Here is a 13,410-nt window from a genome sequence, read left to right as displayed (position 1 = left end):
GTGTGCGGCGTCAGAGCGGCGAGAACAGGTCGACGACCTGCTGCCCGACCGGAGGCTGCTGCACTTCCGTCAGACGGCCGCGACCGCCGTAGGAGATGCGCGCTTCGGCAATGCGCTCGTAGGAGATCATGTTCTGAGCATCCACATCCTGCGGCCGCACGATGCCGCCGACGTTGAGGATGCGGATTTCATGGTTCACGCGCACTTCCTGCGAGCCGCTGATGATGAGGTTGCCGTTTTCGAGAATACCCGTCACGACGGCGGCCACGAGTAGCGTCAGCTTTTCAGACCGCTTTGTCTTGCCCTTGGCCTGGGTATCGGTGTCGGAGCCGTATTTGATGTTGGAATCCGCGTCCGGCGTCCAGCCAAGGATCTGGGCTTTTGCCTTCCAGTTCAAGCCGCTGGAATTGGTGCGGTTACGCTCGGTTTCGTTGTCGAAATCGGCCTTGTCGTTGATCTGGATGTTGACGGTCAGGATGTCGCCGATGTTCAGCGCGCGCAGGTCTTTGAAAAGTGCGCCCTGGCTGTCGCTCCACAATGAATAGCCGCTTGCCATGTGTTTCGGCTGCTTGGGATACATGCCCATCTGCGGTGTCTGGCTGAATTGCAGACCGCTGCCGATCGGGCTCATCGCCGGTGCGTTACCGATTTCCTTCAGGGTCTGGTTGTTCTGGCAGCCTGCCAGGAGAGCGAGCGGCAGGAGGAGGGCCGGAAGACGACGCGTGCTCATGAAGGATCCTTCGAAGTGTTTTTGTCGATTGCCTGCGACATGATGCCGGCGACGGTGGCAGCTTTCTGCGCGTCCATCTCGCTGAGGATGAGGCCGGATTGACGCGGCGGCAGCTGCATGATGATGGCGGCAGCAATCTCCACATGCATCTTCTCAAGCTGCGGTGCGGCGGCATCCGCCTTCATCGTCTTGTAGATGTCGACGAGGTTGCTTTTGGCCTGGTTGAGGAAATGTTCGCGGCGCGCCAGCCAGTCTTCATATTCAGCCTTGCGGTTTTCCAGCACGGAAATGCGCTCGTTCACGTCGGACTGGAGCTTCTCAAGCTCCTGCTTCTGCATCAGGTAACGCTGATCCCGGGCCGCATCGGCAATGTTGGTGCAGAATTTCTGGATTTCATCCTGCGTGCTGAGTTCTGAAACCACGTTCTGCTGGCTCTCCGCGCCGGCGGCCGGCAGCAGGAACAGCAGCGACGCGACCGCCGCGAAGCGGACGAGGCCATTCGAAAGCGGATTTTTGGTCTGACGTTCCATCATTGCAGCACAAGCTCCGCCTGAAGGGCGCCGGCGGATTTGATGCCTTGCAGGATGGCGATGATACCATCCGCCTTGAGCCCGATGCTGTTGAGACCGGCAACCAGCGTGCGAAGGTCAGGCCCTTCAACGATGGCGACCTTGCTGCCTTCCTGCATGGCCATGATATCCGTCTGCGGCTGTACCGCCGTTTGGCCACGCGAGAAGGGTGCCGGCTGAATGACCTGCGGTGATTCGGTCACCTGCACGGTCAGCGTGCCGTAGCTGACGGCGACGCGCGAAATCCGCACATCCGCACCGATGACGATCGTGCCGGTGCGTTCGTTGATGACGACCTTGGCCGGGGTATCCGTCTCGACGGTCAGGTTTTCGATTTCCGCCATCAGCCGGGTGAGATCCGCGACGCGAGGCTTTTGCACCGCGATTTCCTGCGAATCGCGCGGTTCGGCGATCGGATCGCCATAACGGGCGCGGGCAAAGGCGTTGACGACGTCTGCGACGCGCACGGCCGTCGAAAAGTCGGGGTTGCGCAGCTGTAGGACCAGATTGACCGAATCCTTGAACTTCGACGGCAGCTCCCGTTCGATGATCGCGCCGTTTGGCACGCGCGCCGACGTGGTGACACCTTGGGTCAGCGTTGCCGCATCGCCCTGCGCCGAAAAGCCGTTGACGATCAGTGCGCCCTGCGCGACCGCGTAAATCTGCCCGTCGGCGCCGGAAAGCGACGTCATGATGAGGTTGCCGCCGCGCAGCGAAGAGGCATCGCCGAGCGAGCTCACCGTCACGTCGACGCGGCTGCCGGGGCTCGCGAAGGGCGGCAGATTGGCCGTCACCATCACGGCGGCGATGTTCTTGGCATTCGACTGGCCGCCCTGCGTGGTGATGCCGAGATTCTGCAACATCGCGCGCATGGATTGCTCGGTAAACGGCGAAGAACGCAGGCTGTCGCCCGTGCCCTGCAGGCCGACCACGAGACCGTAACCGATGAGCTGGTTGTCACGCCCCGCCTGCAGCGATGCGATATCCTTGATGCGGGACGTATCCGCATGGGCTGCCGGAACGGAAAGGAAGGGCTGGGCCGAAAACAGGATGGCCGCGACCAGGATACGAAGCACTCTCATTTCGCCATCACCTGAATGGTTCCGTCCTTCATGACCGTGCCGTTGACGATGACGCCGGAATCGATGTTGCGTACCCGTACGACTTCGCCGAGCGAGCCATCAGTCATCGGTGTTCCCGAAGCCATCAGCGTCATATTGCCGATGGTGAAGACGAGCTTGACGCTGGTGCCGCGCGTGACGAGCGAGGGTTCGCGCAGGGCGGCAACGGGGATCGTGCGGCCGGGAAGCAGGGTCTGCTTGGAGATCATGCCTTCCACTTCGCTGATGTCGCTCGCGTAACCCGCGGAAATATTGGGATTGGTCACCTCCACAGGCTTCACCTGTTCGGACGTGATCGTCTCGCCCGGATAGATGGTACGCACGGGAACCAGCGCCATTGGCGCCTGGGAGAAGGCAGGCGCGAAAGCGCCGATTGAAAAGGCAGACGCCAGGCACATACGGGCGAGTGCCCTTTTGCAGCTGTTATTTTTCCGGCCAAACCTCATGTTCGCCTGCCTTTCCGTTCTTACTTCAGGTTCTTGCTGACAATCGAAGCCATTTCGTCAGCGGTGGTGATGACCTTGGAATTCATCTCATAGGCGCGCTGCGCCGTGATGAGGTCGGTGATTTCCTTGACGGCGTCGACGTTCGAGCCTTCGAGGTAGGATTGCTTGATATAGCCGTAGCTCGGATCGTCGGGCACGCCGATGACGGCGTCGCCGGAAGCCGGTGTCTGGGCGAAGAGGTTGTCGCCGAGCGGCTTCAGGCCGGCTTCGTTGGCGAAGTTGGCGATGGTCAGCTGGCCAAGCTCGGTGAAGTCGGCGGCGTTGCCGATACGGGCCGTCACCTGACCCGTGCGGGTAACGGTGATGTCCTGCGCGTCGGTCGGGATATTGATATTCGGAATGACGTTATAGCCATCCACCGTCACGAGATTACCATCGGCGTTCTTGTTGAAGGCGCCGGCGCGGCTGTAGAGCGTCGAACCATCGGCCGCCTCGATCTGGAACCAGCCCTGACCGATGATCGCGACGTCGAGCTTGTTGCCGGTCTCGATCAGGTTGCCCTGGGTGTGGATGTTGCGCACGGCCGAGGTCTGCACGCCGAGGCCAATATTGGCGCCCTCGGGCACGATCGCCTGGTTGGCGCGGTTTGGCACACCCTGCATGCGCTCGGTCTGATAGAGAAGATCGGTGAACTCCGCCCGCGCGCGCTTGTAACCGGTGGTGTTGATGTTGGCGATGTTGTTGGCGATGACTTCCAGATTGGTCTGCTGGGCGTCCATACCGGTGGCAGCGATGGCAAGAGCTCTCATGTCAATATTCCTGCTGGGCTAGATCTGCATCTTGGTAATGTCGAGATAGGCCGACACGATCTTGTCTCGGAGCGCGATGGCGGTTTGCAGCGACTGCTCGGCCGAAAGCATGGCATCGACGACTTCACGCGTATTCGCCTTGCCCTGAATGCCTTCAAAAGAAGCGACTTCGGCCTTCTTGAGGTTGTTCATCGCGTCAACGGAAACATTGCCGAGAACGCTTGCGAAGCTCTGGCCGGTCTGCTGCGCTGGTGTCGTCTTCTCGCTGCCGAAAATATTGTCGGTGAGCGAGGAAACGCTGCCGGCGCCGCGCGTCAGCGAGAGGGAGCCGAGTTGTTTGATGCCGTCGATCATTGCGATGCCTTCAGAAGGTCGATGGTGGAGGCGACGAGGTCGCGTGTCTGGCGGATGACCTGAAGATTGGCGTCGTAGCTGCGGTTTGCTTCGCGCATGTCTGCCATTTCGATCAGAATGTTGACGTTGGGCATCTTCACCATGCCGTTTGCGTCGGCGGCCGGATTGCCGGGGTCGTATTCGTTGATGAAGTCGCCGCGATCGACGCCGAGCTTTTTCACCGTCACGCGCTCGACGCCGCTGACACGGTCGAGTTCCGAACCGAAGGTGACTGTCTTGCGGCGATAGGGGTCCGCGCCTGGTGTGTCACCCGTCGATCTGGCATTGGCGATGTTTTCAGACACGATGCGCAGTCGGGTGGACTGCACTTCCAGGCCGCTGCCGGCGATCTTGCTCGCCGCACTCAAGGGATCCATGGCTTACCTCTTAACCGTCATCAGCATCATGCGATGGAAGGATTTGACGAGATTGGCATTCAGCTCGTACTGCCGCTTGATCTCGCCGGTCTTGGTCATTTCTTCCGCAAGCGCGACCGAATTGCCCGATTCCTGCATGCCGATCTCGTTGTTGACCGGGTTGTCGCGCACCGCGATATTGTCGCTGAGTGTGCTCTCGCCGAAGTGGGCAGGGTTGGTCCTCGCCATGCCGACCTGCTGGCTGGTGGCCTGCATGACCGCTTCGAATGGGCTGACATCCTTGGCGTGGAACTTGGGTGTGTTGGCGTTGGCGATGTTGGTCGCCACGACTTCCTGCCGCACGCTCAGCCATTCCGCTTGGCGGGATGCCAGTTCGAACAGTTGAATCGGTTGCATAGACTTCTCCATCTCGTATGCCCCGAACCTACGGGGCTAATCTTGCGTCAGACTTGCGGAGAAGACGAAGGGGTGCGACGACGGGAAAAGGCACATGGATGCGCGGCCTGCAAAAAGAAAAAAGGCGCACCAGCAGATGCCGCGCGCCTTTTGATCGGAAGAAAATTCTTTTATTTTTCGGGGTGATAGGTTTTTCCAGAGGATGTCTCTATCAACCACTCGCCGTTGCGTTGCTCGATTTTCGTCAGCAGCGCATTATCAGGCAGGGTCGAGCCGACCCTCACCATATACATGCCCGAACCGTCTTCGATCAGGGCGCGGCCGTTGGAGACATGCAGCAGACGGAAGGCGGTCTGGCCGGGGAAGGGCTGGTCCTCGACCCCGGCTGCGAGATTGTTCTGTTTTTCCTTGCCGCCTGCGTTCACGGTCGCCGTCGTCAGCATGTCGGGCAGTTCGGCCGGCGGTGGGGTGTCTTCCTTGTTGCGATTGGTCATCGCCATCGGAGAAACACTGAAGACTTCCCGCGGGCCGGTATGGGGCAGATCGCGGGTGCGGTCGCCGCCAGCCACCTTCATGCCGAATTTTTCCTCGTTGAAGAACACGTACCAGGGGAAGAAGGCCGCTGCAGCGGCTAGCGTGATGCCTGTCCATGCCAGAATACGGTCGGGTGTGAAGAAAACGGGCTTGGGCAGCACGTCTTCATCGTAGCTATCGTTATTCCGCTTTTTCTTCACGGTCAGCCTCTCATTCTCGGGGTTACCTGCGGCTGGCCGTTCTGCGCGCCGCCGCGCAATGCGGTCGCAAGGTCAGCATAGGCATCCTGTGCCGCCGGTTCGTTCGGCAGCTGTTTCAGCGTTTCATAGATGATCGGAACCTGCTTCACCGCCATGTCGAGGTCTGGGTCGGTGCCCGGCCGGTAACCGCCGATGAGGCGAAGATCCCGCGTTTCCTCGAAGCGATGCACCAGCGCCTTGAGGCGTGACACCAGCTTTTCCTGATCCGGCGTCCATGCTTTCTTGGCGAGACGCGAGATCGAGGCGAGCGGATTGATCGGCGGGTAGCGGCCTTCTTCTGCAAGGCTGCGGTCGAGCACAATGTGACCATCGAGAATACCGCGGGTCGAATCGGCGATCGGATCGTTATGATTGTCTCCATCCACCAGAATGGAAACGATGGCGGTGATGGTGCCCGTGCCTTCGGCGCCCGGTCCCGCCCGCTCGAGAAGACGCGGCAGCTCGGTGAAGACGGAGGCGGGGTAACCGCGCGCCACCGGCGGTTCACCCGAAGCAACGGCCACTTCGCGGATCGCATGGGCAAATCGCGTCACGCTGTCAATGATGAGGAGGACATTGTCGCCCTGATCGCGGAAATGCTCTGCAATGGTGACGGCGGAAAGCGGCGCCATCTTGCGCAGCATCGGGCTTTCATCGCTTGTCGCGACAACGGCGATGGACTTGCTCATGTTCTCGCCCATCGTGTCTTCGATGAATTCGCGCACTTCACGTCCGCGCTCGCCGACCAGTGCAATCACCACCTTGTCGAAGGCGTCAGCCTTTGCAAGCATGGACAGCAGCGTGGATTTGCCGACGCCCGAGCCGGCGAAAATGCCAAGGCGCTGGCCGAGACACAGCGGCGAAAAAATATCGATTGCCCGCACCCCGGTCTTGAACGGGGTCTCCACCCTCTTGCGGGTCATTGAGGGTGGCGCATTGTTGGAAATCGAACGGCGTTCAAGGCCAGCGGCAAGCGGTCCCTGACCGTCGATAGGTTCACCAAGCGCATTGATGGTGCGTCCGCACCAGCTATCATCAGGCGCGACACGGAAGGCGCCCTTGCGGATGACGGTATCGTGAATGCCGATCGGTTCGCCCGGCTCGATAGGGCACACGTAGCAGATATCCGGCTCAACGCGCACCACTTCGCCGAGATGGATGCCGGTCGGGCTGCGATGGGCAACAAACTCGCCGAGCCGCACATGCCGGGACAGGCCGGACACGGTATAGTGCCCGGCTGCGATGGTGCGAACGTGGCCGCCCGGCGCCACCGAAAATTCCGGATCGGCATAATGTCCGGCAAGGCCGGCCAGTTGGGCGAGCTTCGGTGAGATGGCTTCAGCCGAAAGCATGGATACCGGCATTGTCATTGGTCAATTCCTCAGCGCGCGCCACCAAGCGTCTTGATGCCCTCACCGAACGTCGATTCGGTATCGCGCATCAGAGAGGAGATGCTTTCGAAGGCACGGTTGACCTGGATGAGCTGCGTCATCTGGGAAATCCCGTTGACGTTCGACTGTTCGAGATAACCCTGAACGACGCCGACCTCGTGATTGTTGACGACGGGGACCGGCTGAGCCACGGGCTTCACGCCGCTATTGGGGTGGCGCAGGAAACCTTGCGAAAAATCCGCCTGGAAGATGCCAAGCGTGGCGACGATGTTTTCGTTCTGCCTGATGGCTCCGTCAAGACCCACGGTAATCGGGCCGCCATTCGGATTGAGCTGGATCGGGCCGCCGCCGGCGTCGAGGACCGGGTAACCGCTGGAGGAGATGAGCGCGCCGTCAGGCCGCATGGTGAAGCGGCCGTCACGGGTCAGAATCTGACCGTCGGGCGTATCCAGCGAGAACCAGGCATCGCCCTTGATGGCGAAATCGAAGGAATTGCCGGTCTGCTCGAAAGCGCCCTGGCGCGTGGAGAGATAGTCGTTGCCCTGGGACACGAAGGCGATCTTGGCATTCATGTCATTATGGTTCTTGGCGACCATTTCGTCGAATTTCACTTCGGAACCGCGGAAGCCGACCGTGTTCACATTCGCCATATTGTCGGAAATGGTGGTAAGACGACGCTCCAGCGCGATCTGCGAGGACAAGGCGACGTATAGTCCGGATTGCATATCATTTGCCTCCGAGTTTCAGGGAGTTGATGGATATCAGCAGGTCGGCGGAGATACCGTAGCCGCTGGAGGAGCCGAAGACGGCGAGGGGATCGTAGGTCGTCGAGGGGTTTTGCATTTCCCACATGATGGTGAAACGCTCGAGCAGCTTGCCGACCTTTTCAGGATCCTGCAGGTCCTTGACATCGATGGTTTTTTCGATGAGGGCGGCCTGTTTCTCGACATCTGCCCCGGCGAATTCGTCGGGCAGGTTATAGGCCGTGCGAAACACCTGCGCGAGCGCATCGTCGGCCAGAAAGTCGAGGCCGGATTTGATCGTCGGCGCCTTGCGCTCGAAATAAAGGGCGAGACGAACACCGTTATTGTCGTCGCCCGCTTCCTGTTCCAGCGTCTGCCGGGTGTATTTGGTAATGACGCCCGACTGGGCTGCATCGACCGAAGTCGCCGCCGCACCCAGATCCGCGAAATTCAGCGATTTCGCGAAATCCGCGTAACGGCTGTCAGAAAGCTTGTTGGCGAAGGCATTCTTGTCGGTCGTGCCTTCTGTCAGGACCTTGCGGATGAAGGCTTTCGCATAGGCCATATCCTCGAGCCCGTGCGCCTTGAGCGCGTAATTGTAAAGGCGGGTATCCGCCATGAAATCGTCTATGGATTTCACGTCGCCGATCTTTGCGCGGTAATATTCGGTCTCACGCGCCACGTCCGGCTGCTTCGACACCCGCTCAAGCGACTTGCCGATATCCTGACTGATCAGTCTGTAGCTGGTGTAGGTGGAAGTCACTGAACCGCCGCTCTCGTTTGATCCCGATCTCAAGGCGCACGTCCGCCTTTGCCGGCATAGTGCCGCGGCTTGCTTGTGCGAAACTGGCTGGAGGCTGAAGCGCGGAGAGGCTTTGCGGACAGGTTCACGCAAGCCACATTTTTTAGACATGGCGGCATGGAACACTGTTCGGGCGTGGTCGATCAATGAATATTGTAATTGGACTTATAATCACCTTCGGCTGCATCATCGGCGGCTACATGGCGATGGGCGGTCATCTGGACGTGCTGATTCAGCCGTTCGAATTGATGATCATCGGCGGCGCCGGTCTCGGCGGCTTCATCATGGCGAACCCGATGAAGGTCGTGAAGGATTCTGGCAAGGCGCTCGGCGAGGCCTTCAAGCACTCGGTTCCGAAGGAGCGCAACTATCTCGACGTGCTCGGCGTGCTTTATTCGCTGATGCGAGACCTGCGCACGAAATCGCGCAACGAGATCGAGGCCCATATCGACAATCCCGAGGAATCCTCGATCTTCCAGAGCGCGCCATCGGTTTTGAAGAACAAGGAACTGACCTCGTTCATTTGTGACTATGTCCGCCTCATCATCATCGGCAATGCCCGCAGCCACGAAATCGAGGCGCTGATGGATGAAGAAATCGAGACCATCCTCCACGACAAGCTGAAGCCTTACCACGCGATCACCACGATGGGCGATTCCTTCCCTGCCATCGGTATCGTCGCAGCGGTTCTCGGCGTCATCAAGGCGATGGGCAAGATCAATGAATCGCCTGAAGTGCTGGGCGGCCTCATCGGCGCCGCGCTGGTCGGCACCATGCTCGGTATCATCCTGTCCTATTCGATCTGCAATCCGCTCGCCTCGCAGGTCAAGATCGTCCGCACCAAGCAGCATCGCCTCTACATCATCGTCAAGCAGACGCTGATCGCCTACATGAACGGTTCGGTGCCGCAGGTTGCGCTTGAATATGGCCGCAAGACCATCTCCAACTACGAGCGGCCGTCCATCGACGCCGTCGAGCAGGAGATGATGAATCCCGGCGGCGAGAACAAGGCGGCATGACCATGGCAAAAGCTGCAGCGCAAAAAGCTCCCGCCATCGACACCGCCTTGCTCGCGAAACTCACCGGCGGGCTTTCCGACCGCAGGACGATCGCGAAGATCGGTTCCGATATCGGCCACCTCTACAGCGAATTCCTGCCGGATATTTTTCACAGCGAGACCGGCATTGCGATAGACGTCGAATATATCGGCTCCGAATCGGGGCTCATGACCGACCTGATCGCCAATGTCGGGCAGAATGTCGCGGTGGCCGATTGTTCCCTGCGCAACTGGTGCCCGAACTTCATGATGACGGTCGGTAATGGCTTCGTCATCGCGCTCATGGAGCGCATGCTCGGTGCAGCACCGGACAGCATCGGCGAACCCGATGAGCGCAGTCTTTCCCATATCGAGCTCGATCTGGCTGCCATGGTCCTTGGACGTATCGGTGGCGTGCTCCGTTCCGGAGTCAACGCGCCGGGCGGTTTTGAAGCGGCTATCGAGCCGCCGTTCAATTCCAATGGCAAAAGTGCCTTCGACGAGATGATTGCGGGCCTCTACGGCGTTAACATCCGCATGAAAATCGACATTGGCAAAGTGTCGTCGGAATTCTCGCTGATCATACCGCAGCGTCCGTTGCTCAAGACATCCATCGTCGCTCCCAAGGCTTCAGCGCAGGCGCTGAAGAAGCAGGAAGAGTGGATGGAGATGATCTCGGAACAGGTGAAGAGATCGCAGGTCACGCTTGAGGCGCGCATCAAGCTCGAAACGCTGACACTCCGTACGATTTCGAAGCTGGTGGCCGGCGATGTCATTCCGTTTCAGGCCCTCAACCAGGACGATATCGGCGTTGAGGTCAGTGCTAACGGTTCCAAGCTCTATAATTGCGAATTCGGCAAGTCAGGCGACCGCTACATGGTTCGGGTCAAGAACAATGTCAGCACGGACGACGAGATCTTACGACATTTGATGGGTTAAAATCCTGCCCGACCTTTTTGGGTTTGGGCAGGCTGACGCAAGTTTCAAAGGGAATAATAAGCGCATGGCTACGAAGAAAACACCTGTGACCGATGATGCGGCGTTGCCGTCGTTTGAAGACGGCGGCGACCTCGACCAGGCTATCGGCGATCTGCGTGGCGTCCTCAAGACGGATGCGGAAGGCTCGCTCTCCGATTTTGGCGACTTCGGCGATTTCGGAAGTACGGACGAGGTTTCTACGGATACCGACCTTTCCGCCTTCGGTGGCGGAGCGGCCGATTTTGCGATGGACGATTTTGCCGCCGCCCCGCAGGTTGTGGGCGTAAAGGCACCGCTGGGCAGCGGCCTGTCCGAAAACATCGACCTGATCATGGATATCCCGATCGATGTCCAGATCGTTCTCGGCACCAGCCGAATGCTCGTCTCGGGGCTGATGAGCCTGGAGGAGGGCGCGACGATCGCACTCGACCGCAAGATCGGCGAGCCGGTCGAGATCATGGTGAATGGCCGCCGTATTGCGCGCGGTGAAATAACGGTTCTGGAAGACGACGATACGCGCTTCGGCGTAAAATTGATTGAAGTACTGAGTACGAAGAAAGCCTGATCCCTGTGGGGACGGAGAGGAAAGACCATGATGGACTTTGAAGATTTCGGTAACCCAATTGCGGGCAAGCCGTTGTCTCAGGCCGACAAGGCGGCCGCGGTGCTTCTTGCCATGGGCAAGGGCGTCGCCGGCAAGCTGCTGAAGTTTTTCACGCAGCACGAATTGCAGATGATCATTTCCTCGGCCCAGACCCTTCGCGTCATTCCTCCCGATGAACTTGCGCAGATCGTGGCCGAGTTCGAGGACCTGTTCACCGAAGGAACGGGTCTGATGGACAATGCCAAGGCAATCGAGAGCATTCTGGAAGAAGGTCTGACCCCTGAAGAAGTGGACAGCCTTCTCGGCCGCCGCGCAGCGTTCCAGGCCTATGAAGCATCGATCTGGGACCGCCTGCAGGAAGCAGAGCCGGAATTCGTCGGCAAGTTCCTGCTGCGCGAACATCCGCAGACCATTGCCTATATTCTCTCCATGCTGCCCTCGTCCTTCGGTGCCAAGGTTCTTTTGACCATTCCGGAAGAGCAGCGCGCCGATATCATGAACCGCACGGTGAACATGAAGGAGGTGAGCCCGACGGCCGCCCAGATCATCGAGAAGCGTGTGGTCAACCTCATCAACGAAATCGAAGCCGAGCGCAATGCCGGCGGTTCCACGAAGGTTGCCGACCTGATGAACGAACTGGACAAGCCGCAGGTCGATACGTTGCTCAGCTCGCTCGAGACGCTCAGCAAGGAAGCCGCAAACAAGGTCAAGCCGAAGATCTTCCTCTTCGACGACCTCATGTTCATGCCGCAGCGCAGCCGCGTCATGCTGCTGAACGATGTGTCGGCCGATGTTCTGACGATGGCGCTGCGCGGCGCCACGATGGAAATCAAGGAATGTGTGCTTTCCAGCATCAGTCCGCGCCAGCGCCGCATGATCGAATCGGACCTTGCGGTGCCGCAGGCCTCGATCAACACCCGCGAAGTGGCGATTGCCCGCCGTGCCGTTGCGCAGGAGGCGATCCGGCTGGCCAATTCCGGCCAGATCCAGCTGAAGGACGCTGCCGCGGAAGAACAATCGGCGGCGGCCTGAGTGGAAGCCGGTTGATAACCGGCCCATCTGCTGCAGGCGGCCATTGCGGTGGCCAGCCGCCGGCGCTAGTTTCGGGACGACGGCCTGCCGGGATCGGCGGGCCTTTTTTTATCCCGGGAACGTGCCTTGGCAGACGATCAGGACAAGGACAGTAAAACAGAAGCCCCAACGGAGAAAAAACTCCGTGATGCGGCGGAAAAGGGCAATCTGCCCTTTTCCCGTGAAGTGCCGATCTTTGCGTCGTCACTGGCCTTTTACTGTTATCTCGTTTTCTTTCTGCCCGACGGTGCCAGCCGCATCGGCGAGACGCTGAAGGACCTGTTCGGCCAGCCCGAACAATGGGACCTGAGCACCAGGCCAGACGCCCTGTCGCTTTTGTACTTCCTCGGCACGTCCATGGCCTATCTGCTCATGCCGGCCATGATCATGTTCATCGTCTTCGGCCTCGCCTCTTCGTTTTTCCAGAACCTGCCGTCGCCGGTGCTGGAACGGGTGCGCCCGCAATGGTCCCGCGTATCGCCCGCCAAGGGTTTCACGCGCATCTATAGCAAGCAGGGTTTCGTGGAATTCGGAAAGTCCGTTTTCAAGATCATGATCGTCTCGACCATCATGTTCTTCGCTCTGCGCGGCGAGTTCTACAGCCTCATCGATCTGATGTTTTCCGATCCGCAGGTTATTTTTGTCCGGGTCGTCGAGATCGTCAAAAAGATGATGATCGTAATCCTGCTTTCGACCGCATTGCTCGCCGCCGTGGACGTTTTATGGACGCGCCATCACTGGTTCACCCAGCTGAAAATGACGAAGCATGAGGTGAAGGAAGAATACAAGCAGTCGCAGGGCGACCCGGTTGTCAAATCCCGTCAGCGATCGATTGCCCGCGACCGTGCCCGCCGCCGTATGATCAACAACGTGCCTCGCGCGACCCTCGTCATCGCCAACCCGACACACTTTGCGGTGGCGTTGCGTTACGTGCGTGAAGAAAGCGACGCGCCTGTTGTCGTTGCCAAGGGCCAGGACCTTATCGCATTGAAAATCCGCGAGATTGCGGAAGAAAATAATATCCCCGTTTTTGAGGACCCGCCGCTTGCGCGCTCCATGTTTGCGCAAGTCTCGATCGATAGTGTGATTCCACCAGCCTTTTATAAGGCTGTGGCTGAGCTTGTTCATCGGGTTTACGCCATGAAGTCATCGAAAATACGGGTTCAATAAG

Annotated in this window: 17 protein-coding genes; 5 read left to right on the top strand and 12 right to left on the bottom strand. The window is 59.3% G+C overall.

All coding sequences use genetic code 11. From position 1 onward, the window contains the following. Window positions 1–10: 10 nt before the first annotated feature. The 12 genes from flgH to DOU54_RS20435 form a co-directional block, all read right to left on the bottom strand. Entirely contained in the window at window positions 11–730 is a 720-nt protein-coding gene (flgH, locus tag DOU54_RS20490) for a flagellar basal body L-ring protein FlgH (RefSeq protein WP_004439948.1), read from the bottom strand. After that, window positions 727–1,263 carry a MotE family protein gene (locus DOU54_RS20485; protein ID WP_004439951.1) on the bottom strand — a complete coding sequence of 179 codons (537 nt, stop codon included), beginning with the start codon at window positions 1,261–1,263 and terminating at the stop codon, window positions 727–729. Before DOU54_RS20485 ends, flgH begins: the two co-directional genes overlap by 4 nt. Beyond that, a complete protein-coding gene (locus tag DOU54_RS20480) occupies window positions 1,260–2,381 on the bottom strand; it encodes a flagellar basal body P-ring protein FlgI (protein ID WP_113380928.1) in 1,122 nt (373 codons plus the stop codon). The genes DOU54_RS20485 and DOU54_RS20480 overlap by 4 nt, the downstream gene beginning before the upstream one ends. After that, entirely contained in the window at window positions 2,378–2,866 is a 489-nt protein-coding gene (gene flgA, locus DOU54_RS20475; RefSeq protein WP_004439958.1) for a flagellar basal body P-ring formation chaperone FlgA, read from the bottom strand. The genes DOU54_RS20480 and flgA overlap by 4 nt, the downstream gene beginning before the upstream one ends. Before the next feature lie 20 nt (window positions 2,867–2,886). Next, the gene (gene flgG, locus DOU54_RS20470) at window positions 2,887–3,675 is read right to left on the bottom strand and encodes a flagellar basal-body rod protein FlgG (protein WP_003503427.1); all 789 of its coding nucleotides are present in this window, start codon (window positions 3,673–3,675) and stop codon (window positions 2,887–2,889) included. A gap of 18 nt (window positions 3,676–3,693) precedes the next feature. Beyond that, window positions 3,694–4,029 (bottom strand): flagellar hook-basal body complex protein FliE, encoded by a 336-nt coding sequence (fliE, locus tag DOU54_RS20465; protein ID WP_022555613.1) that lies wholly within the window; start codon window positions 4,027–4,029, stop codon window positions 3,694–3,696. Continuing rightward, a complete protein-coding gene (gene flgC, locus DOU54_RS20460; protein WP_004439964.1) occupies window positions 4,026–4,445 on the bottom strand; it encodes a flagellar basal body rod protein FlgC in 420 nt (139 codons plus the stop codon). The genes fliE and flgC overlap by 4 nt, the downstream gene beginning before the upstream one ends. Window positions 4,446–4,448: 3 nt before the next feature. Beyond that, window positions 4,449–4,841: a flagellar basal body rod protein FlgB gene (flgB, locus tag DOU54_RS20455; RefSeq protein ID WP_004439967.1), complete on the bottom strand. Its 393-nt coding sequence runs from the start codon at window positions 4,839–4,841 to the stop codon at window positions 4,449–4,451. A gap of 170 nt (window positions 4,842–5,011) precedes the next feature. Continuing rightward, entirely contained in the window at window positions 5,012–5,536 is a 525-nt protein-coding gene (locus DOU54_RS20450; RefSeq protein WP_373969202.1) for a hypothetical protein, read from the bottom strand. Between the two features lie 41 nt (window positions 5,537–5,577). Further along, window positions 5,578–6,984: a flagellar protein export ATPase FliI gene (fliI, locus tag DOU54_RS20445; RefSeq protein WP_004439972.1), complete on the bottom strand. Its 1,407-nt coding sequence runs from the start codon at window positions 6,982–6,984 to the stop codon at window positions 5,578–5,580. An 11-nt stretch (window positions 6,985–6,995) separates the two neighbouring features. Next, complete coding sequence (gene flgF, locus DOU54_RS20440) at window positions 6,996–7,730, bottom strand: flagellar basal-body rod protein FlgF (RefSeq protein WP_004439975.1); 735 nt, start codon at window positions 7,728–7,730, stop codon at window positions 6,996–6,998. A 1-nt stretch (window position 7,731) separates the two neighbouring features. Continuing rightward, window positions 7,732–8,511 carry a DUF1217 domain-containing protein gene (locus DOU54_RS20435; protein WP_045532749.1) on the bottom strand — a complete coding sequence of 260 codons (780 nt, stop codon included), beginning with the start codon at window positions 8,509–8,511 and terminating at the stop codon, window positions 7,732–7,734. A gap of 185 nt (window positions 8,512–8,696) precedes the next feature. Between DOU54_RS20435 and motA the strand changes: the two genes are divergently transcribed. From motA to flhB, 5 genes are all read left to right on the top strand, one after another. Beyond that, window positions 8,697–9,569 carry a flagellar motor stator protein MotA gene (motA, locus tag DOU54_RS20430; protein ID WP_004439982.1) on the top strand — a complete coding sequence of 291 codons (873 nt, stop codon included), beginning with the start codon at window positions 8,697–8,699 and terminating at the stop codon, window positions 9,567–9,569. Further along, on the top strand, window positions 9,566–10,525 hold the full coding sequence (locus DOU54_RS20425; protein WP_022555618.1) for a FliM/FliN family flagellar motor switch protein: 960 nt from the start codon (window positions 9,566–9,568) through the stop codon (window positions 10,523–10,525). Before motA ends, DOU54_RS20425 begins: the two co-directional genes overlap by 4 nt. 64 nt (window positions 10,526–10,589) lie before the next feature. Beyond that, window positions 10,590–11,129 (top strand): flagellar motor switch protein FliN, encoded by a 540-nt coding sequence (fliN, locus tag DOU54_RS20420; protein ID WP_113380929.1) that lies wholly within the window; start codon window positions 10,590–10,592, stop codon window positions 11,127–11,129. 27 nt (window positions 11,130–11,156) lie between these two features. Further along, window positions 11,157–12,200: a flagellar motor switch protein FliG gene (fliG, locus tag DOU54_RS20415; protein WP_004439994.1), complete on the top strand. Its 1,044-nt coding sequence runs from the start codon at window positions 11,157–11,159 to the stop codon at window positions 12,198–12,200. A gap of 126 nt (window positions 12,201–12,326) precedes the next feature. Then, on the top strand, window positions 12,327–13,409 hold the full coding sequence (gene flhB / locus DOU54_RS20410; RefSeq protein WP_004439997.1) for a flagellar biosynthesis protein FlhB: 1,083 nt from the start codon (window positions 12,327–12,329) through the stop codon (window positions 13,407–13,409). Window position 13,410: the final 1 nt, after the last annotated feature.

Source organism: Agrobacterium sp. MS2 (genome assembly GCF_003261015.1).
Taxonomy (GTDB): domain Bacteria; phylum Pseudomonadota; class Alphaproteobacteria; order Rhizobiales; family Rhizobiaceae; genus Agrobacterium; species Agrobacterium pusense.
Note: the sequence above shows the minus strand (reverse complement) of the source record. Positions and strands in the feature narration are given on the sequence as shown.

Coding starts and splice junctions, on each gene's coding strand:
- fliE (WP_022555613.1), bottom strand. CDS start 4,029: ATGATCGACGGCATCAAACAACTCGGCTCCCTCTCGCTGACGCGCGGC.
- DOU54_RS20480 (WP_113380928.1), bottom strand. CDS start 2,381: ATGAGAGTGCTTCGTATCCTGGTCGCGGCCATCCTGTTTTCGGCCCAG.
- DOU54_RS20425 (WP_022555618.1), top strand. CDS start 9,566: ATGACCATGGCAAAAGCTGCAGCGCAAAAAGCTCCCGCCATCGACACC.
- flgF (WP_004439975.1), bottom strand. CDS start 7,730: ATGCAATCCGGACTATACGTCGCCTTGTCCTCGCAGATCGCGCTGGAG.
- fliG (WP_004439994.1), top strand. CDS start 11,157: ATGATGGACTTTGAAGATTTCGGTAACCCAATTGCGGGCAAGCCGTTG.
- flgA (WP_004439958.1), bottom strand. CDS start 2,866: ATGAGGTTTGGCCGGAAAAATAACAGCTGCAAAAGGGCACTCGCCCGT.
- flgC (WP_004439964.1), bottom strand. CDS start 4,445: ATGGATCCCTTGAGTGCGGCGAGCAAGATCGCCGGCAGCGGCCTGGAA.
- flgB (WP_004439967.1), bottom strand. CDS start 4,841: ATGCAACCGATTCAACTGTTCGAACTGGCATCCCGCCAAGCGGAATGG.
- flgG (WP_003503427.1), bottom strand. CDS start 3,675: ATGAGAGCTCTTGCCATCGCTGCCACCGGTATGGACGCCCAGCAGACC.
- fliN (WP_113380929.1), top strand. CDS start 10,590: ATGGCTACGAAGAAAACACCTGTGACCGATGATGCGGCGTTGCCGTCG.
- motA (WP_004439982.1), top strand. CDS start 8,697: ATGAATATTGTAATTGGACTTATAATCACCTTCGGCTGCATCATCGGC.
- flgH (WP_004439948.1), bottom strand. CDS start 730: ATGAGCACGCGTCGTCTTCCGGCCCTCCTCCTGCCGCTCGCTCTCCTG.
- fliI (WP_004439972.1), bottom strand. CDS start 6,984: ATGACAATGCCGGTATCCATGCTTTCGGCTGAAGCCATCTCACCGAAG.
- DOU54_RS20485 (WP_004439951.1), bottom strand. CDS start 1,263: ATGATGGAACGTCAGACCAAAAATCCGCTTTCGAATGGCCTCGTCCGC.